The sequence below is a fragment of the Modestobacter sp. SYSU DS0290 genome (assembly GCF_054050955.1).
The window spans coordinates 86,713-105,114 of sequence record NZ_JBJHAI010000008.1; the positions used below are offsets into that span (position 1 = coordinate 86,713).

Annotated in this window: 15 protein-coding genes; 9 read left to right on the top strand and 6 right to left on the bottom strand. The window is 67.9% G+C overall.

Annotated features, from left to right (window positions below):
* Positions 1-51: 51 nt before the first annotated feature.
* From ACI795_RS09400 to ACI795_RS09415, 4 genes are read right to left on the bottom strand one after another with little or no spacing between them, the layout of a single operon-like run.
* Entirely contained in the window at positions 52-1,137 is a 1,086-nt protein-coding gene (locus tag ACI795_RS09400) for a glycosyltransferase (protein ID WP_457075228.1), read from the bottom strand.
* Positions 1,128-1,892 carry a glycosyltransferase family 2 protein gene (locus tag ACI795_RS09405; RefSeq protein ID WP_457075229.1) on the bottom strand — a complete coding sequence of 255 codons (765 nt, stop codon included), beginning with the start codon at positions 1,890-1,892 and terminating at the stop codon, positions 1,128-1,130. The genes ACI795_RS09400 and ACI795_RS09405 overlap by 10 nt, the downstream gene beginning before the upstream one ends.
* Entirely contained in the window at positions 1,889-2,788 is a 900-nt protein-coding gene (locus ACI795_RS09410; protein WP_457075230.1) for a beta-1,6-N-acetylglucosaminyltransferase, read from the bottom strand. Before ACI795_RS09410 ends, ACI795_RS09405 begins: the two co-directional genes overlap by 4 nt.
* A complete protein-coding gene (locus tag ACI795_RS09415) occupies positions 2,785-3,984 on the bottom strand; it encodes a hypothetical protein (protein ID WP_457075231.1) in 1,200 nt (399 codons plus the stop codon). The genes ACI795_RS09410 and ACI795_RS09415 overlap by 4 nt, the downstream gene beginning before the upstream one ends.
* 379 nt (positions 3,985-4,363) lie before the next feature.
* Between ACI795_RS09415 and ACI795_RS09420 the strand changes: the two genes are divergently transcribed.
* From ACI795_RS09420 to ACI795_RS09440, 5 genes are all read left to right on the top strand, one after another.
* The gene (locus ACI795_RS09420; RefSeq protein WP_457075232.1) at positions 4,364-5,743 is read left to right on the top strand and encodes a polysaccharide biosynthesis tyrosine autokinase; all 1,380 of its coding nucleotides are present in this window, start codon (positions 4,364-4,366) and stop codon (positions 5,741-5,743) included.
* 242 nt (positions 5,744-5,985) lie between these two features.
* Entirely contained in the window at positions 5,986-7,539 is a 1,554-nt protein-coding gene (locus tag ACI795_RS09425) for a sugar transferase (protein ID WP_457075233.1), read from the top strand.
* Positions 7,540-7,585: 46 nt separating this feature from the next.
* The gene (locus tag ACI795_RS09430) at positions 7,586-8,233 is read left to right on the top strand and encodes an arsenate reductase/protein-tyrosine-phosphatase family protein (protein WP_457075234.1); all 648 of its coding nucleotides are present in this window, start codon (positions 7,586-7,588) and stop codon (positions 8,231-8,233) included.
* Positions 8,234-8,905: 672 nt separating this feature from the next.
* Positions 8,906-10,426: a hypothetical protein gene (locus tag ACI795_RS09435; protein WP_457075235.1), complete on the top strand. Its 1,521-nt coding sequence runs from the start codon at positions 8,906-8,908 to the stop codon at positions 10,424-10,426.
* 76 nt (positions 10,427-10,502) lie between these two features.
* Positions 10,503-11,510 carry a polysaccharide pyruvyl transferase family protein gene (locus ACI795_RS09440; protein WP_457075236.1) on the top strand — a complete coding sequence of 336 codons (1,008 nt, stop codon included), beginning with the start codon at positions 10,503-10,505 and terminating at the stop codon, positions 11,508-11,510.
* A 62-nt stretch (positions 11,511-11,572) separates the two neighbouring features.
* Here the strand turns inward: ACI795_RS09440 and ACI795_RS09445 are convergent, their stop codons facing one another.
* Positions 11,573-12,676, bottom strand: a complete 1,104-nt coding sequence (locus ACI795_RS09445) for an LCP family protein (protein ID WP_457075237.1) — start codon at positions 12,674-12,676, stop codon at positions 11,573-11,575.
* Positions 12,677-12,931: 255 nt separating this feature from the next.
* On the opposite strand from ACI795_RS09445, the gene ACI795_RS09450 reads away from it, so the two are divergent.
* The 3 genes from ACI795_RS09450 (at position 12,932) to ACI795_RS09460 (ending at position 15,564) form a co-directional block, all read left to right on the top strand.
* A complete protein-coding gene (locus tag ACI795_RS09450; RefSeq protein WP_457075238.1) occupies positions 12,932-14,251 on the top strand; it encodes a UDP-glucose dehydrogenase family protein in 1,320 nt (439 codons plus the stop codon).
* A gap of 63 nt (positions 14,252-14,314) precedes the next feature.
* Positions 14,315-14,497 carry a hypothetical protein gene (locus ACI795_RS09455; protein WP_457075239.1) on the top strand — a complete coding sequence of 61 codons (183 nt, stop codon included), beginning with the start codon at positions 14,315-14,317 and terminating at the stop codon, positions 14,495-14,497.
* A gap of 182 nt (positions 14,498-14,679) precedes the next feature.
* Positions 14,680-15,564 carry a hypothetical protein gene (locus ACI795_RS09460; protein ID WP_457075240.1) on the top strand — a complete coding sequence of 295 codons (885 nt, stop codon included), beginning with the start codon at positions 14,680-14,682 and terminating at the stop codon, positions 15,562-15,564.
* Here ACI795_RS09460 and ACI795_RS09465 read toward each other — a convergent pair.
* The gene (locus ACI795_RS09465; RefSeq protein WP_457075241.1) at positions 15,561-16,727 is read right to left on the bottom strand and encodes an acyltransferase family protein; all 1,167 of its coding nucleotides are present in this window, start codon (positions 16,725-16,727) and stop codon (positions 15,561-15,563) included. The genes ACI795_RS09460 and ACI795_RS09465 overlap by 4 nt on opposite strands.
* 211 nt (positions 16,728-16,938) lie before the next feature.
* Here ACI795_RS09465 and ACI795_RS09470 point away from each other — a divergent pair, with 211 nt between their 5' ends.
* Positions 16,939-18,402 carry a hypothetical protein gene (locus ACI795_RS09470; protein WP_457075242.1) on the top strand — a complete coding sequence of 488 codons (1,464 nt, stop codon included), beginning with the start codon at positions 16,939-16,941 and terminating at the stop codon, positions 18,400-18,402.

Genomic DNA, 18,402 nt, shown 5'->3' on the forward strand with positions numbered 1-18,402 from the left:
CGGAGCGCATGCATCGACCATCAAGTAAGGGCGTCGCGCGATACGACGAGCTCATCGGACGCTGGAGTAGACCTCTCCAAGTCGATCCCCAACCTGTGACCAGGTCGGTAAGGGCACCCGCGACGGCTTGGGGTTGTGTCCGGACCGCTCGTGGGTGAGAGCGCGGCTGATCAGTGGGAGCAACTCGGACTCGACCCGCGTCGGGCTCACGTACTGCGCGCCGTGCGTCAAGTATTCAGCGGTATTGCCAGCCTCGCTCGCGATCACTTGGCAGCCAGCGGCAGCAGCCTCAAGGTCACCAAGAGACAGCACTTCGAAGTAGCTGGCAGAAACGCTGACTCGTGAGCTCACGAGTAGTTCGGCCACGCCTGCGCGAGTGGTACCCGGCAGCCAGCTGAGTGCCGAATCGTTCGCCACGACGCTGGCGAAGTCATCAACATATGACCGAGAAGTCGGATTAGGCCTGCCCACAAAGATCGTCCGCAGCCCTGTTCCGCTCAGTGCTCTAGCGACCGCCAGCTGGTTCTTTCGCTCTTCGACTCGACCGACAACTATCACGTCGTACTTTGGTTGGCCCACCCTCGCGGTGGTGCCGATCTCTAGGTCGCTTCCATTCGGGATGACGATGGATGGACCGGTATAGCCGAAGTCCTGCTTCAGCCATCCCGCCTCTCCCCTGGCCAGGACCAAGACCGCGGTGGCGCGTTCAAGGCCGAGGCGGATATTCCTGCTCAAGGGGAGCGTGCTCACGCGAGCATCGAGGCGATGGTCGACGCGGGCGCGTCGTAGGGCGTCCTTGCCGAACTCGACGAGAGGCCTGGGGAGCGCGCGCTCGGCATGTCCGAGCAGCCCTCGCCGCTTGCGGTAGAAGGCGGCCAGGTGTTGGTGGGAGTGGTGGATGGAGCTGATAACGACGGGCTTACCGTCTGAGGCCTTCAGGTTGCGAAGCAGTTCACTTGGGCGGTCTACGTTGAACAGGTGACGAATGTTCGCGTCTGGCCGTTGCGGGCGACCAACGCTGATCGCCGTGACGTGTCCTTGGGACACCGCTAGTTCTGCGTACTTCTTGGCCTGCTCAATATCACCACCGGGTTTGGTGTCCGCATCTTGGCGAAGCACGTACTCGATCAACGCCATGACGGCTCACTCATTGCGGCGGGCTCCATCCCAAAGAGTGCCCGAGGATGCTTTGCGAAGAAGATGAACGCGCCTTTCACGTGCCAGACGAACGGTCGGCTAAGCAGCCTCTTCGAAGCTCGACCGTGAGCGTGGAACAGGCGCAACTTCTCATTCACATGCACCCGTCCACCGTTCTCCTGTACCCTCCAACACAAGTCGACGTCCTCGAAGTACAGCCTATACGCGGTGTCGAAGCCTCCGAGCCTTCGGAAGCTGTCCGTCGCGATCGCGAAGCAGGCGCCGACGGCCCAACCTTTCGCACCAGGTCTGACGGGCGAAGGGCCGCGTAGCCGCGACGCCAGAAGGGTCGTTGGTCGATAGAAGGGCCGCAGCCCGTGAGAGCCGAACTCATTGAACAGCACGGGCGCGAAAAGCGAGTCCGGCTGTGTCGCCGCGTCGCGTACCAGGGCTTCTAATACGTCGGCTGTTGGCTTGGTATCCGAGTTCAACCCAACAGTGACTTCCGTGGCGACGGCCCATCCTGCCCGGTTGAAAGCGCTGCCGAACCCCAGGTTGCGGCGGTCTCGCATCTCAGTTACCTGTAAGTCCGACGGGACACGAAGGGGGAGCGCCGAAGGCGGGCAGTCGTTCCGGAAAACTATAACTCTATAGTGGGGCACTTCGACAGCCAACTGTGCCAGGAAGTCTTCCACCTGCGCTTCGTCGTGGTAACTGACCACGACGATCGTGGCCGACGGTGACGTCTCGGTCACTGGGCAACCTTTCGGTCGAGGTGGTCCAAAAGGGGCTGACTCAACGTGCTGTGGACCTTCCGCACGAAATGGTGATGCGATTCCAGCTGAGGCAAGTCGTCGGGTGTCCGAAAGAGGTCTCGCATCCTTGGGTGCAAGACGTGGAAGTTGCCCAACGAGGGAACGGGGTGGATGGGGGGCGGGTCGGGCAAAGATTCCGGCCCGCCACGCTGGGTGGCCTTGCTCCATCGTTCGTTCTGGTGTACGAGCGTCTGAATTGCCATCTCATCGGGGGCGAAGCTCTGTCGGAAGAGAGGCATGTCCGAGGCTGCTCCGTCTCGATGGATGTCGGTCCAGCACAGTTTGGTAAGGGCCATCCACTGCGATCCGACGAACACATCGGCTGCTTGGGAACCTCTCGGTCCCAGGGGTATGAGCGAGACTGCCTTCCGCGTCACGCGGCGCACTGGCATCGGCACGCCCAAGCGAGCCCAGGGCTGACCTGCGTCGAACCAATGGCGTCGCGCAACCCTGCGCCGCTCCCAGCCATTCTGCGGCAAGCGGTACGCCCGGCAGAACTGTGAACGTGCCTGACTCGAGAGGTATGTCGCGAAGTCCGAGATGGGTCGCACTGGGTAACACTGGCCGGAAAGGAAGACCAAGTGGTCGTCGTCCTCCATGCTCGGCATTGCGGCACTCGCCAGCTCCTCCATGGCTCTGACCACCGACCGGCCACCCCAAGAGACAGAGTGACGGATCTTCAGGAGTCTCGCGTCACCTGGAAGACGATCCCTGAACTGTTCAATATCCGCTTTAGCGTCGATGTGAATGGAAGTGGGAAAGGGCCTGAGTCGGTCGGCCAGTCGGGCTAGCATCGGGGCATCTGAGTGCGCCAGTATGCAGAAGTGGGGGGTCATGGGCGGGTCACCACCTGCGAGAGACGGGGCCGGGCGATCAGCATGACTGCAGCAGCCGCGGTTGGAGAAAGTGCCAGAACAATCAGAAATCCCAGCTCTTGAGTGAGTGTGAGCATTGCTACACTTCCGACCACAAGAATAGCCACTTGAAGCACTCGAGCGAATGACACGATGGTGTCCTGCTGCTGAGCGCGGTGGAAGTAGAACATGATTGAGTAGGCGGTTTGGGATGCATACATCATCGCTACTATTGGGAAGAACAGTTGCGCAATGTCGGCCGACTCCCCTAGCAGGACGTGACCAAAGTGATGCAATCCTGCGTAGACTGCCACTCCGATGAGCAACGTTAGGAAGAACAGGCCGCCAGCGCTTCGTTGAGCCAATCGACGTCCCCGTCTCGGCGCCAGGCGACTGAAGGAAGGGATGAGTATAAATCTGCTCATCTGTAACGCCAAAGCGATCGGACCGAGCACCAACGAGGCGCCACGGAGTCCCGCCGCGAATCCAACGCCAAGGAGTTGAACGGCGACGAGTTGAGCAATCTGAGAGCTACCCGAGACGGCCAGGGATTCTGCGGCGTACCTGACGCTAAGGATTTTGCCCGGAGTGACGGTAGGGCGGGGCTGTCGACGGACGTCCCTGACGAACGCCCTGCCGGCTAGCAATCCGATCACGCCGGCCGCCAGCCATGCTCCGGTGGCCAGTTCGGAAGTGATGGCGCTGGTAGATGCAAGGACCAGGGCTAGGCCGATAGTCGTCTGGCTCGCGCCGTAGAGAAGGTCCATGATCAGTGCACGCTTGAAGTGGCGGGCGGCTATGAAGAACGAGCGATGGTAGTCGATTAGTACGGTGCACGCCGCTACTGCGGATCCCATCGCGACGATTGGCGAGCCGGTGACCGCGCTTGCGGCGGCACCGCCCGCCGCAAGGACTAGAGCCATGCGCCAAATCAATCGGCTGCCGGGAACGAAGAGCGCGGGAACGGCTTGTGCTCGTGATCGCAGCAGGATGTCGCCACTAGCTGGCTGGGCGACGCCCTGCACCAGCAGAACGCTGATCTGAACGACTGCGAAGGCGCCGAACTCGATGGTGCTTGCGTTGGCGGCGATGATGGCCGTCAGTGCGAAGTTCGTCGCACTGTTGACCGCTTGGTCGGCGACTACCAGTACCGTGCTTCGGGGTACGCGTAGCTTCATCGTCGGACGGTGCCTGGCACGGAACTCGCCTTCTAGCTCGGCTGGAATAGTGTTTGGGGCATCCTGTTTTCTCCGTGAGCCACGTGCTGAGCGAAGGGGCATACCGGTAGGGGCTGGCTCGGCCGCACCGGTGGCAGGCTAGCGCTGACCTGGCATCGAGGTGACGGTAGAGCGTCATCACCGCCTTCAGCGAAGGCTGTGTGGCACGTCACTCGCCCCAGGTGCCTCTCTCCCTTAGGCGGGATGACCGGGGTTGCCCTTTAAGGTGAGGGCCAGCGTCGAAGCTGGGCCTAGCGAGGGAGTTCATGGCCTAGGGTTGGGCATTTGGCGCCTGTAGCGTCGCGCATGGTGTGTCCGACTCGCCCAGCAGGAGAAGACTGTGGATGTCAAGCAAGTCGTTCAGGCGCTGCGAGCCGCTTGGGTACTGCCGCTGATCGGTCTGCTCGTGGGGGGAGCGGCGGCCTGGGGCATGGACACGCTCCGAACGCCGCAGTACACGGCTAACATGCAGTTCTTCGTCTCCTCCACGGAATCGGGTTCGACGTCGGACGTCTTTCAAGGTAGCCAGTTCTCCGAGCGCCGCGTCACTTCCTATGCGCAGTTGCTGACGGGTGAAAACTTGGCGGAACGCGTGGTCGATGATCTCAATCTCAGCCGCTCTGGCCCCGAGCTTTCCGATCAGCTGTCGGCCAACGCCGTGACCGACACGGTGCTAATCGATGTTCTGGTGACTGACCCTTCCCCGGAGGACGCCCAGCGCATCGCCGAGTCGGTCGGCAGGGTGTTTCCTCGACTGGTCGCCGACCTCGAGACGCCGGACGCCAGCGGCGTCTCCCCTGTGAAGGTGACCGTGACAAACGCTCCAGATCTACCGTCGGCTCCGAGCACCCCGAAGACAGGGAGGGACACCACCCTCGGGGCGGTAGCCGGACTGCTTGCGGGCGCGGCGGTTGCCGTGACTCGAGCGGGGCTCGACCGATCGGTCAGGGATGCGGAGCAGGCGTCGAGCCTGGCCAGCGCTCCTGTGATTGGGGTGGTCTTTCGAGATGAGGGGCTGGAGAAGCGGCACACGATCGACACGGCTGGCCTGAGTGCCACAGCGGAGGCCTATCGGAAGCTCCGCAACAATCTGCAGTTCCTAAGCGTGGACCAGCCGCCAAAAGTCATCATGATCTCGAGTGCGGTGCCGGCGGAGGGGAAGACGACCGTCGCCGTCAATCTTGCTCTGACCCTGGCGGAAACGGGCCGACGCGTGACCCTAGTCGAGGGTGACTTACGGCGCCCACGGGTCACTCGCTACTTGGGAATGGTGAGTGGTGCTGGCTTGACGAATATCCTTGCAGGGAGTGCGGCAGTTGATGACTTGGCCCAGCCCTACGGTGACGGCAAACTCAGGGTCATCGCTGCTGGTCCCACGCCGCCGAACCCCAGCGAGCTCCTCAGTTCGAGTCAGATGTCCCAGTTCGTTGCCCAACTGCGTGAAATCAACGACTTCGTGCTGATCGATGCACCGCCGTTGCTGCCTGTTGCGGACAGCAGTGGACTCGCCGTGATGGTGGATGGTGTCGTCCTGTCGGTCCGATATGGGAGCACTCGTAGAGAGCAGCTGCAGCAGGCCAGGGCCACTCTGGATCGGGTGGGTGCTCGCACCCTGGGAGTGGTGCTGAACATCGTGCCGCCCAAGGCTGACATCAGCGCAACCTATGGCTACGGGACCGATTACGGCTATGACTCCGACGCGGGGCCGAAGCACAGGTGATCGGCGGGGTGACCAAGCCCACGTTTGGGCGTCTGGCGAGTAGGACGCTCGGAAGCGGCGTGGCGAGCACAAACCGTCTCGCGGTCGTAACGGTGAGCTAGGCCAACCTCGGCTCATCACTCCCCGCGCTGTCTCCATCACTGCGATGGCCTGCCGTGTGCTGTGCGTCTTCGATAGGTTCGCATGGTCGGTTGAACATGTGAGTTCCCGACGCCATCAGTCAGTGAAACCGCGGGTCAGGTATGCCTGCGGTCGGCGGCACGGGGGTGCGTCGGGTGAGTGTTCTCGAGGAGCGCGGCGAAGAGCTTCGCCAGCGTCCTAGGTCGGTAGCTCGGCTGCGCCCTCCGGCGCGATCCCGGCTCCGTGGTGAGGGCACGGCTGCTCGGCGGGCCTGGCGGGGTACCTACGTTCGGCGGATTGTTTTCGGCGACCTGACGGTCGCCGTCGTGGCTGCGCTCGTCGGGTACCTGGTCCGTTTCGGGCCGCAGACCGGCGGGTCAGCCCTGACGACCCCCTCACTGTGGCTGGCCGTTCTCCTGCCGCCGGCGTGGCTGCTCACGATGCTGGTGGCCCGCACCTACGAGGAGCGGTTCCTCTGGGTCGGCGCGGAGGAGTTCCGCCGGGTGTTCGCCTCCGCGGTCGCGTTGCTTGCCGGAGTCGGCGCCGTCTCCTGGGCCTTCCGGTTGGAACTGGCCCGCGGCTTCGTCGTCGTCGCCCTGCCGTTGGCCACCGTGCTCACCTTGGCGCAGCGGTACGCGCAGCGCCGCCGGGTGCACCGTCTGCGTGAGGACGGCCGCTTCCTGCAGACCGCGATCCTGGTCGGTCACCGGGCCGGTGTCCTGGCCCTGCACGAGCAGATTGACCGCGAGGCGTACCACGGCTACCGGGTCATCGGCTGCTGCCTGCCCCCCTCCCCGCTGGGCACGGAGGTCGCCCAGTTCGACGGACTCCCGGTGCTCGGCGGCCTCGATGACGTGCTCGACGTCGTCCGGTCCTACGAGGTCGACACCGTCGCCGTGCTGCCCTCACCCGAGCTCGACGGGCCGGCGCTGCGCCGGCTCGGCTGGGAGCTGGAGAAGACCGAGGCCGAGCTGCTCCTCGCGCCCGCCGTCACGGAGATCGCTGGCCCCCGGGTGCGCATCCGGCCGGTCTGTGGCCTGCCGCTGCTGCACATGGAGCGCCCCGAGCTGCGCGGCGTCCGCCGCATCACCAAGGAGGCGTTCGACCGCACTGCGGCGGGCCTCGGCCTGTTGGCGATGCTCCCCATCCTGATCGGCCTCGCCGCGGCCGTCGGGCTCACCAGCCGCGGTGGCGTCTTCTACCGGCAGGAGCGCGTCGGCCGCGACGGCGAGACCTTCGGGATGCTGAAGTTCCGCAGCATGGTCAGCGGCGCCGACCGGATGGTGCCCGACCTCGCCGCGCAGAGTGACGGCAATGGCGTGCTGTTCAAGATGAAGGGCGACCCCCGGGTCACCCGCATCGGCAAGGTGCTGCGGCGCTACTCCCTCGACGAGCTGCCCCAGCTGATCAACGTGGTGCGCGGCGACATGTCCCTCGTGGGGCCGCGGCCGCCGCTGCCCCACGAGGTCGAGCGGTACGGCTTCGACATGCACCGCCGCTTCCTGGTCAAGCCCGGCATCACCGGTCTCTGGCAGGTCAGCGGCCGCTCCGACCTCTCCTGGGACGACTCGGTGCGCATCGACGTCCGCTACGTGGAGAACTGGTCGCTGGCCTTCGACTTCATGATCCTGTGGAAGACCGTGGGCGCCGTGTTCCGCGGCGCTGGGGCGTACTGACCCACCGGGTTCCCGGCGCCTGCACCCGGGCGGGGAGACTGGGTGCATGGCCCAGCCCTCGGACGCGGTGTTCTCCGTGCTGTTCGTCTGCACCGGGAACATCTGCCGCTCGGCGCTGGCCGAGCGGCTCGCCCGGGCCTACCTGACCGAGGCGCTGGGCGATGGCGCGGCAGCGGTCAGCGTGGCCAGCGCCGGCACGCAGGCCGTCGTCGGCTCCGGTGTGCACCCCGACAGCGCCCTCGTGCTGGCGGGTCTGGGTGGTGACCCCACCGGGTTCACCGCGCGCCAGCTCCGCGACGACATGGCGGCCGGGGCCGACCTGGTGCTCACCCTGACCCGCACCCACCGCCGGGCCGCCCTCCAGCTGGCGCCCCGGGCGCTGTCGCGCACCTTCACCCTGCGGGAGGCGGCCGACCTGGCCGAGCTGGTCGACCCGGACGTCGAGCTGCCTGGTGACACGCACGCCGAGCGGTGCCGTGCGCTGGTGACGGCGCTTGCCGCCGCCCGCTCCCGCCGGTCGTCCAGTGACCGTGACGACATCGCCGATCCCATCGGCCGCCCGCTGGAGTTCCACCAGCAGGTCGGCGAGGAGATCGCGCAGGCGCTGCTCCCGCTGCTCGCCCGGCTGGTCTCGCTGCGCGACGGCGCGGCGACCGTCAGCGCGGATGGCGCGTCCCGCCGCTCCGCCGGCTGACGCGGCGCTCCCGCAAGACCACCGGCGGTCAGGTCTGCCCCCGTGTTCACCCATCCGCAGGGCCGGGCCTTGCCCTCCGTTCACCCGAGGGTCATTCTCATCGCCCGGTGTTCCGAGAAGGGTCAAGGGCGATCCGATGGCGTGGTGGGGCTGGTTGATCGTGGTGTGGGTGGTCTTCTCGCTGCCGTTCGCCCTCTGGCTAGGTGTGGCGACCCACGAGGTAAAGCGGCGCGAGGAAGCCGACCAGACCGCGTACCCAGCTGGCTGCGCACTCCCGGGCGAGGTGGGCATCGACGGTCAGCCAGACACCATAATCCGCCGCATGCGTCGGCTGCCGCCGACCGAAGTCGCGCGCTGTGCGAGCCCTCGAAGCCTGTGCGACTGCGGCACAACTAGTACGGGGCGGAAGTCTGCCGATCAGCCTGCTCGCCCTTGAGCGGTTCGCCTTACGACGCGATGCCATAACCGGCTGAACTTGCTGCCCGCCAACGCCGACTTGCCAGTGTGCGTCAGGCTGGGGGGAAGCCTGGGATCCAGCGACGACTTCGCCGAGGCCTCTCAACCTTCCTGGGAGTGAGGCAATGGACCTCTTGCTACCTGTAGTTTGACGGTGTGGCTGCGGAACGCACAACGAACAGGCGCGGTCGTCCGTCAGTGGCATCCATTGTGTTCGTGGTCATGCTCTCGGGGGCCGGAGGGATTGCCGCGACTGTCTGGGGGATGTGGGTTACCGGCTCGCTCCTCGTCGCGACGATGGCGCTCATATCGGTGGCCCTGCTTCGCGCGTCGACCCCTCCCACGTCCTCGACTGCGTGGGGATTGAGTGTTGCGGTCACCCTTTGTGGTGCAATTCCGGTCTTCTTCCTGCTTGCTGGACCGGGGGCTGATTCACACTTCTGGCAGGGACCTCTACTCCTGGTCGTACTCGCTGGTGTGCGGATCAGTTGGCTACTTGGCTCCGGCAAGCAGCGCCTCTATGAGTTCTCCCTGTGGATGTTCGTGTATGTATTCCTAGCTCTGGCCCCCATGGTTCAAGCGTTGGTGGGGGAGGATCCAGTCACCACTCCCGATGTGGATCATGAGCTCGACTTCACGGTATTCGTGGCGGTAGCTATAGGCGCGGTATCGATATACCTTGGGGTTCGCGCGGGGGCGCTCGCGGATACAGGCAAAAGGTTCCGCCCAAAGGAGCCGGATCGGGTGCGAGCTCTCCTCCTGATGGTCGGAGGTCTAACTGTCGCCTGGTTGAACATTGTCGCTGTAGGTATTGTTTCGTTCTTCTCGGGGCGTCAGACGCACACTCTCAACGTTGCCAACACGTGGGGTGATCCAACGTTGAGCGTCCTAATCCGGGCAGGATCGACGATGCCACTCCTGGTGGGCGTGCTCGCTTGGCGGCTGTGGGCGGCTCAGCGCTCATCCGCAGGTGGCTCGTCTCTGCGGTGGCTGGCCGCATTTAGCCTCGTGACTCTCTTCATCGTCGTAAACCCCGTTTCGAGTGCGCGTTATGAGTTCGGTACGGTAGCCCTCGCCCTGCTCGCGTCCCTCGGTGCAGTATCCACACGACAGCGTTTCAGGGTCGTCAGCCTAGGTTTACTGCTGGTTCTGATCTTCGGATTCGCGTTCGCCGACCTCTTCAGATTTGATTCCGTCGAGTTCAAGGCCGCTGGGCCCGCGGAAGCCCTGCTAACGGGCGACTACGATGCCTACGCGCAACTTAACAACGCAATCTCCTACACGCGGGAGCAAGGCTATTCGTTCGGGTTTCAGGCTCTGGGTCCTCTGCTCTTCTGGATTCCCCGATCTCTATGGGCAGGTAAGCCGATCGATACGGGAGAGATGATCGCCGAGTATCGAGGGTATGGGTTCACCAACCTCTCAGCCCCCTTGTGGGCGGAGCTCTTCGTGAACGGCGGTTGGGTGCTACTGATCGTAGGTCTTTTCGTGCTGGGCTACTTTGTGAGGCGCCTTGATGATCGCACGGTCGCGACTCTGGGAGCGTCGGTGGCCCCACCGCTTTCTGCAGTGATTCTGGCGTATTATTCCCTCCTCCTTCTACGCGGTTCCCTTTTGCAGGCTTCTGCGATGCTCGTGGTCATCCTGATGTGTGTGCGCTTTGCTCAACCAAGGTCCGGGGCCAGGGTTCACACCTGGCCCGTTGGCCCAACGCCGCCGTCCAGGGGGCTAGTCTGAACCGGATGGCAACTTCTTGTAGAGTGCCTGCCCAAGTGATCAATTATGTCAAATGAATATTGATACTGGAGGATCAATGAGAAACGGTAGCCCGATCTCGCTACTGCAGGATCAAACGCGAGAAATCCTCGGCCGCTTCGTCGGTCGGGGTATTGAAGTGTCTCTACTCGACTTTCCGCGCCATGACAACGCTGGGGATGCTCTGATCTGGCTGGGTGAACGCAGTTATCTGCGCGACCTCGACTTGAGCGCCCGGTACATGGCCACATTGCATCACCTCAAGCCCGAGGAGCTGCGGCGGAGAGTCCCTGACGGGCCCATCCTGCTCCATGGAGGCGGAAATCTTGGCGACCGGTGGCCTGAGAATCAAGCGTTCCGCGAGCGAGTCGTTGGCCTGTTCCCGGACCGGAGGATCATTCAGATGCCCCAGAGCATCGAGTTTCGGGAACGAGCTTCCCTGGAGCGTGCTCGTCGGGTCTTCAACGCGCACCCAGATTTGACCCTACTGATGCGCGACCATGATGCCGTCGAAGTGGCTCGCAGCGCCTTTCCGCAGGCTGTTGTGGAGTTTTGTCCGGACGTCGCTCTAGGGGTGGGCCGCGTAGAGCGAACGGAAGCGCCCAAGTGTGATGCTCTTCTGCTTCTGAGGCAGGATAGTGAGGCGTCAGGTCATGGCTTCAGAGCTCAGGGCGTCGATGCCTTGTCAGCGGATTGGGCGTTGACCGGGATGCAGCGGGCGATCTGGCTCGCTCTGCGGATGCCCGAAAACATCAGTCGAGTCGTCGAACCTCTGACTCACTCCCTGTATCCGCTCAATGCCCGATCGATGGACGCTATGGCCAGGGTCAACGTCCGGGCTGCGCGGGGCATCCTGCAACAAGGTCGTGTTGTGGTCACCGACCGTCTGCATGCCATGGTGCTCGCGGCTCTACTGAGCATTCCGGTTGTTGGACTGGACAACTCGTACGGCAAGTTGTCCAGAATCTTCCGCGACTATCTGGGGGAGCTTCCGGGGGTCTACTTCGCGAGCGACGCCGAGGAGGCGCAGTCGTTGATGATGACCGCGCTCTCGGTTCAGAAGTGAGGGGGAGGACGGTCCTTGCCAGGAATCTTGTGAAGCTTCCTGGCGGAAGCTGCTGACAATCGTCAGCGCGGAACGTCGGGCAGTGCCTCGTCGCTGAACTCGCCGGCGTTCTGGCCCAGCGAGTCGGTCCTCAGGTAACCCCACATCCGCTGCGCGGTCACATCGTCGAGGTAGACGACGCTGGCCGCACCCTCCCGGCCGGTGCCCAGCACCGGCGCGGTGAAGAACTCGACGTCGGCTGGCCGCAGCCCGCGCAGTGAGTACGTCATGCCGAGCATGTCGCCGTTGCTCAGCCCGTCGTCCACCGCGACCGCGCTGGTGACCGCCAGCAGGGTGTCGTCGAGCGCCGCAGGGCTGGAGAAGACGTTCTGGCTGAACAGCTTGCCGAACATCGCCCGCAGGTAGTTCTGCTGCCGCTTCACCCGGTCGAAGTCGCCGCCGGGCAGGTCGTAGCGCTGCCCCACGTACCAGCGGGCCTGGTCGCCGTTGAGGTGGTTCACACCGGCGTCGAAGGTGTAGGGCCCGTTGCTCGTCGTCTCCTGGACGACGACGTCGACCCCACCCAGGTCGTCGGTCATCTGGATCAGCCCGTCGAAGTCGATCGCGGCGTAGTGGTCGATCCGGACACCGGTGAGCTGCTCGACGGTCTGGATGAGCAGGCTCGGCCCGCCCAGCGCGTAGGCGGCATTGATCTTGTTCTTGCCGTGGCCCGGGATCTCCACCCAGGAGTCACGCGGGATGGAGACTACCTGTGCGTGCTCCCGGTCCCCGGCGAAGCGGGCGATCATGATCGCGTCGGAGCGGGCGTCGGGCAGCTCCCCCGGCGCCACCTCGGCCCGGGTGTCGGAACCGACCAGCAGGAAGGTGATCGGGTCCTCGTTCGCCGTCGGGGCCGTGGGGGAGGGGGCGGCCGGGCGGCTCTGCTCCTCGATGCCGGCGAAGACGTTGCCCACCCGGTCGACGTTGCCGCCGTACCGGTTGAGGAAGAACCAGAACCCGCCACCGACGATCAGTGCCAGCACCAGGCCGAGCACCGCCAGGGTGATCAGCGTGCGCCGCAGCCCGCGGCGCCGCCGCGGCTGCTCGGCCTGGACCTCCTCGACCGCGGGGTCGGCGCCCAGCGGCAAGCCGTGAGCCGGCTCGTCGTCCGGTCGGCGCTCGGTCATCGTCGGTCCCCGTACGTCGGTGGCAGTGGCTCCACGGACGGTAACCGCCGTCCAGGGCGCCGTGGGTCAGAGGCGAGGACGATCACCTGATCGGACCATCGCCCGCCGGGTGGAGCGATTTCCCCTTGTGTCGCCCACTGTGATGGAGTCGCTCACCCGTCCGTGCCGCGAGCGGTGGTCAGTGTCGGCCCTGCCACCTAGCGTTCCACCCGGAATCGCTCCCGGCACCGTGTCCGGTCGGCAGAGAGTGGGCTCATGAAGATCTCGGTCATCGGCTGCGGCTACCTCGGTGCGGTGCACGCGGCGTCGATGGCCGAACTGGGTCACGACGTGGTGGGCATCGACGTCGACCAGCCGAAGATCGAGGCGCTGCAGCAGGCCCGGGCTCCCTTCTACGAGCCCGGCTTCGAGGAGCTGCTCGGCCGCAGCCTCGCCTCCGGCCGGCTGCGGTTCAGCACCGACATGGCCGACGCCCGCGAGGCCGTCGTCCACTTCGTCTGCGTGGGCACGCCGCAGAAGCGCGGCGAGTACGCCGCCGACCTGCGCTACGTGGAGGCGGCCGTCGAGTCGCTGCTGCAGGCACTCAAGCCCGGTGACCTGGTCGCCGGCAAGTCCACCGTCCCGGTGGGCACCGCAGCCCGGCTGGCCGAGATCGTAGAGGGCAAGGTCCCCGGCGCGATGCTCGCCTGGAACCCGGAGTTCCTCCGGGAGGGCTTCGCCGTACAGGACACCCTGCACCCCGATCGTCTGGTCTACGGCCTGCCCGCCGGTGCCGAGGGCGACACGGCCCGCGCCCTGCTCGATGAGGTGTACGCGTCGATCGTCGCCGCACAGACCCCGCAGGTGATCACCGACTACGCCACCGCGGAGATGGTGAAGACCGCCGCCAACTCCTTCCTGGCCACGAAGATCTCCTTCATCAACGCCATGGCCGAGCTGTGCGAGGCCACCGGCGCCGACGTGAAGCTGCTGGCCGACGCCATCGGCCACGACGACCGGATCGGCCGCAAGTTCCTCAACGCCGGCCTCGGCTTCGGCGGCGGCTGCCTGCCCAAGGACATCCGCGCCTTCATGGCCCGCGCCGGTGAGCTCGGCGCCGACCAGGCGCTGACCTTCCTGCGCGAGGTCGACAACATCAACATGCGCCGCCGGATCCGGATGGTGGAGCTGGCCCGCGAGGTCTGCGACGGCTCGCTGCTCGGCAAGCGCGTGGCGGTGCTGGGGGCGGCGTTCAAGCCCGACTCCGACGACATCCGCGACTCCCCGGCGCTGAACGTCGCCGCCCAGCTGCAGCTGCAGGGCGCCGTCGTGCAGGTGACCGACCCGGCGGCGGGGGAGAACATCAAGCGCAGCTGGCCGCAGCTGGACGTCGTCGACACCGCCGAGGAGGCCTCGGCCGGCGCAGATGCCGTGCTGCTGCTCACCGAGTGGAAGCAGTACCGGGAACTGGACCCGGTGGCCTTCGGCAAGGTCGTCAAGCAGAAGCGCATGCTCGACGGCCGCAACGCGCTCGACCGCGACGCGTGGACCGCCGCCGGCTGGACCTACCGAGCCTTGGGCCGCCGCGCCGGCTGAGCCGTTCCCGGAAACTCTGCCGACCCGGTGCATGAGCGCCGGTGATCCGGGCACAGCAGACCCATGCTGCTGCTGGTTGTCGCGTGCTGGGTCGTGCTGGCGATGGTCGTGCTCCCGGTCGCGGTGGCCCTCGGCCGCGCGGGGTACCGGCAGGACCAGCGGCGGGCCGCCCAGCAGCCCACCGCCCGCCGTCGCACGGCGTCCCTGCTCCGCCCGGAGATTCCCGCCGCCCGCCGGGTGGCCTGACCCCGGAGCACGCGGCGTCCCGCTGATCGCCGGCACGACGCCCTGAGCGAGACCGCTGGGGTAGGTGGGACGAACCGTCCCCCTTCACGATCATGTTCCCCGGCAGGCGGCCTGCCGGGTGTCAGGGTGCGGTCTCCGCAGCCGGGTTCAAGATGCCCGGCTGCCGTGCCGATGGGGAAGACATGCCGTGGTGGGGATGGGCGCTGATCGGATGGGTGGGCCTGTCCGTGGTGCTCGCACCGCTCATCGGCCTGGCGCTGCGTGAGGCCGACCGCCGCGAGAACCGCCCGCTGGGCGTCGACGCCGCGCTGAACGGCGCGCGCCCCGAACCCCGCGCCGCCCGGTCCGCCCGCGTCCGCCGCCGGCGCATCCCGCTGCCCCCGATCTCCGTCGCCCTGCTGCTCACCGGCCTCAGCCTCGAGGCCGTCGGCTTCGTCGTCCGCACCTCGGGCAACGAGCGCGGCGCCGGGCGGCTCTGGTCGATGGACCTCCCGCTCGCCCTGCCCCGCATGTTCGTTGCCGCGCTCTTCGGCGTCGCCGCGCTCGCCGCCCTGCTCGGCGCCGCCCGCGCCACCGGACGCCGCCCCTGGTGGCTGGCCGTCGGCCTGGTCGCCGCCGTCATCGCCCAGGTCAAGGCCGGCGGCACCGTGCACGTCGATGCCCTGGAGACCCTCGGCGTCGGCAGCCGCCCGCTGCTCGCCACCATCGGCAGCGCCGCGGTCGTCGGCGCCGTCCTCGTCGCCCTCTGGCTGTTCAGCCGCACCGAGCGCCGCGACCGCCGCCGGGTGCTCACCGCCTTCGCCATCTACGCCGTCGCCGCCGCCGGCCTCTCCGGCGTCTCCGCGCTGGTCGACCAGGCCGGCGCGAGCGCCTTCTGGGTGGCCACCGCCACCTTCATCGAGGAGTGCGGCGAGGTCGGGGGAGCGGTCGCCGTCCTCACCGCCGTCCTCGTCGGCGTCGCGCCCCGGCTGGTGCTGCCCGCCGACTGGGTGCTGCGCCGCCGCGCCGACGCCGAGACCGTCGACGCCCCGGCGCCGCAGCGCCGCCCCGGCGACCTGCGCTCCTAGTCCCGGCGCGCGCTCCGCGCGTCGTCGGGGAACGGTTGCGGCTCGACCTCGTTCGTCGGCGCGACCGTGTTCGGCTCCGGCTCCGGCTCCGGCTGCGGCCGCCGCGTTCCGGCGGGCAGGCGGCGGCGCAGGGGCTCGGGCAGGTCGAACACCCAGTTCGCCCACGGCCGCCCGTCGGCGAACACCGCCACCGCATAGGGGAGGCCCACCCCGGCGGCCACCGCCACCACGAGGATCAGCACCGGCTGGTCGACGCCCGCCGCGTCCAGCGCCACCCGCACCCCGGCGACGATCACCACGTGCGCCAGGTAGACCGGCAGCGTCCGCCGCCCGACCGCGCTGAGGAACGCCGCCATCGGCGGGATCCGCGACAGCAGCACGGCCACCGCCAGCAGCGCCGCCGTCCCGACCGCCGCCGTGAGCATGCTCACCGCCCGGACGCCGAGCCCGACCTCCTCCGGCAGCGTGCCGGGCACCGGCTCCAGCTGCAGCAGCGCCAGGAACAGCAGTGCCGCTGCGACGCCGACGGCGGCCCAGCCCGCCGCCGAGCGCTGCATCCACGCGCCCAGCCGCGCCAGCCCGAGCATGCTGCCCACCGCGGCGAACGCCAGCAGCGACAACCCGGTCAGCCCGACCACGTCCCGGTCCCAGCCCCACAGCAGCACACCGAGCAGCACCAGCCCGCCGCCGGCCAGCACCTGCCGGGTGCGCCCGCGCCACGGTTGGAGCACCGCGAGCACCGCCGAGGCCACCAGCAGGAACGGCAGGAACCACAGGTGCGCGAACGGCTCCCACACCCGCACGATCGCGCTCCACGGCCGGGCCAGGTTCTTGTAGTCGCTGGTCAGCGTCTCGATCGAGCTCTGCAGCGCGAACCACAGCAGGTAGAGCCACAGCAGCACCGCGCCCCGGTGGACGACGTAGCCCCAGACGCCGCGCTTGGCGACCGACCGCGGGATGAACAGCCCCAGCAGCAGCGCCAGCGCCGGCATCCGGAACACGTACAGCGCCGCGTTCAGCCGCTCCAGCGGGTGCTCGTCACCGATCAGCCCGGCCCCGACCATGCCGTCGATCGAGTGGTTCACCACAACACCGATCACGGCGACCGCCCGGGCCACGTCGATGGCGGTCACCCGGCTGGGAGTGGCGTCACGGGGAGTCACGGGGCCCGACAGTAGGTGCCGCTCATGAACAGCGCGCGCCGGGCAAGCAACGCCTGGACCAGCGCGAATGCAGGTGTGACCTGGGCCATCAGGTCAGCCGGTCGGGTGACCCCCGCACGTGGCGTGATCGGCGCCGGAACCGTCCCGCCCCCTATATTCGATGCGCTGCACACGGGCGGACCCCGCCACCAGTGCGAGGAGGACGCGCCCCATGAGTTCCAGTCGAGCCCACGCCACCGGCCCGTCGGGGGCCTTCCCGACCGCCGGTGACGTCCCCGGCCGCGCCGACACCTGGCCCGGCCCGGCCGCTCCCTGGACCCGGCTGCTCGCGGTCGCGCTGATCGGCGCCGTCCTCGGCGGCCTGCTCGGCCTGCTGGCCGGCCTGGCCTCCGGTGACCGGGCCACCGCCAGCGCCACCGTGCAGGCGGTCACCGACGCCCGGGCGCTCGCCGGCCCGCTCGAGATCCCCCCGGCCGGTCTCGACGACAGCGACTTCATCGCCGCCGAGCTCTCCTGGATCGGCGACCAGGCCGACGCGCTGGAGAGCGGCGACGTCGACCTCTCGGTCAACCAGGTCGGCACCTCCGACGCGCTGCGCATCGCCGCCACCGCGCCCACCGCCGCGGAGGCGCAGCAGGCCGTCACCGAGCTGCTCGACGCCTACGTCGCCCGCCGGCAGGAGACCGCCGGCGCCGCCATCCAGGGCGCGCTGGACGCGGTCGCGGCGCGGATCGACGCCATCGGCGGCATCCCGGAGGAGACCGGCCCGCTCTCGCTGGAGGCCCAGCGCCTGCTCAGCCAGCAGAGCGACCTGCAGGCCGCCGCCGCCCGGGTCCCCGCCGTCGTCCCCGTGCTGCGCCCGCCGGCCGAGGAGGCCGCCACCGGGACCGCGCCCGAGGTGACCTACACCGTGCTGGGCGCCGTGCTGGGTGCCGTGCTCGCCCTCGCGGCCGCCGCCCTGTGGCGGGTCGCCTCCCCGCGGGTCTTCGACGCCCGCCTGCTCGTCGCCGCCGGCGCCCCGGTGCTGCTGCCCCGGCTCCCCGCCGGCAGCGTCCGGTCCCGCACCGACCGGGTGCCCGAGGGCCGGCCCAACGACGCCGCGCTCACCGCGGCCCGGCTGCTCGCCCCGCAGGTCCTCGACGGCGGCCCCGGCGCGCTGCTGGTCGTCGGCGTCGACGCGAAGGCCGGTGCCGCCGAGGTGGCCTGGGAGCTCGCCTGGGCGCTGGCCTCCAGCGGCACCTCCGTCGCCCTGCTCACCACCGGCGTCGAGGGCGAGCGCGAGCCCGCCCCCGGCCTCACGCTCACCGGCCTGCCGGCCGACGCCGCCGCGCTCGAGCAGCTGGTCACCCGGCAGCGCGCCGCCGGCCGGCTCGTGCTGCTGCACGCCCCCGCCCTCTCCACCGGCCTGCGCTCTCCCGCGCTCGCCGCCTCCGCCGACCAGGCCGTGGTCGTCGTCGGCGAGGGGGTCTCCACCCTGGAGGCCGCGCTCGCCGCCGTCCGCGACGTCAGCGGGCAGCCCGGTGCCGCCCTGGCCGGGGTCGCGGTCACCACCTCCCGCCGGCACGGCGGCAGCCGCGGGGAGGCGCCGGCGGCCCAGGAGTCCACGCCCCGGCACGCCGAGTCGGCCGGTGAGCGCGCTCCGGCGCAGCAGGACACCGTCTCCACCGAGGCCTGA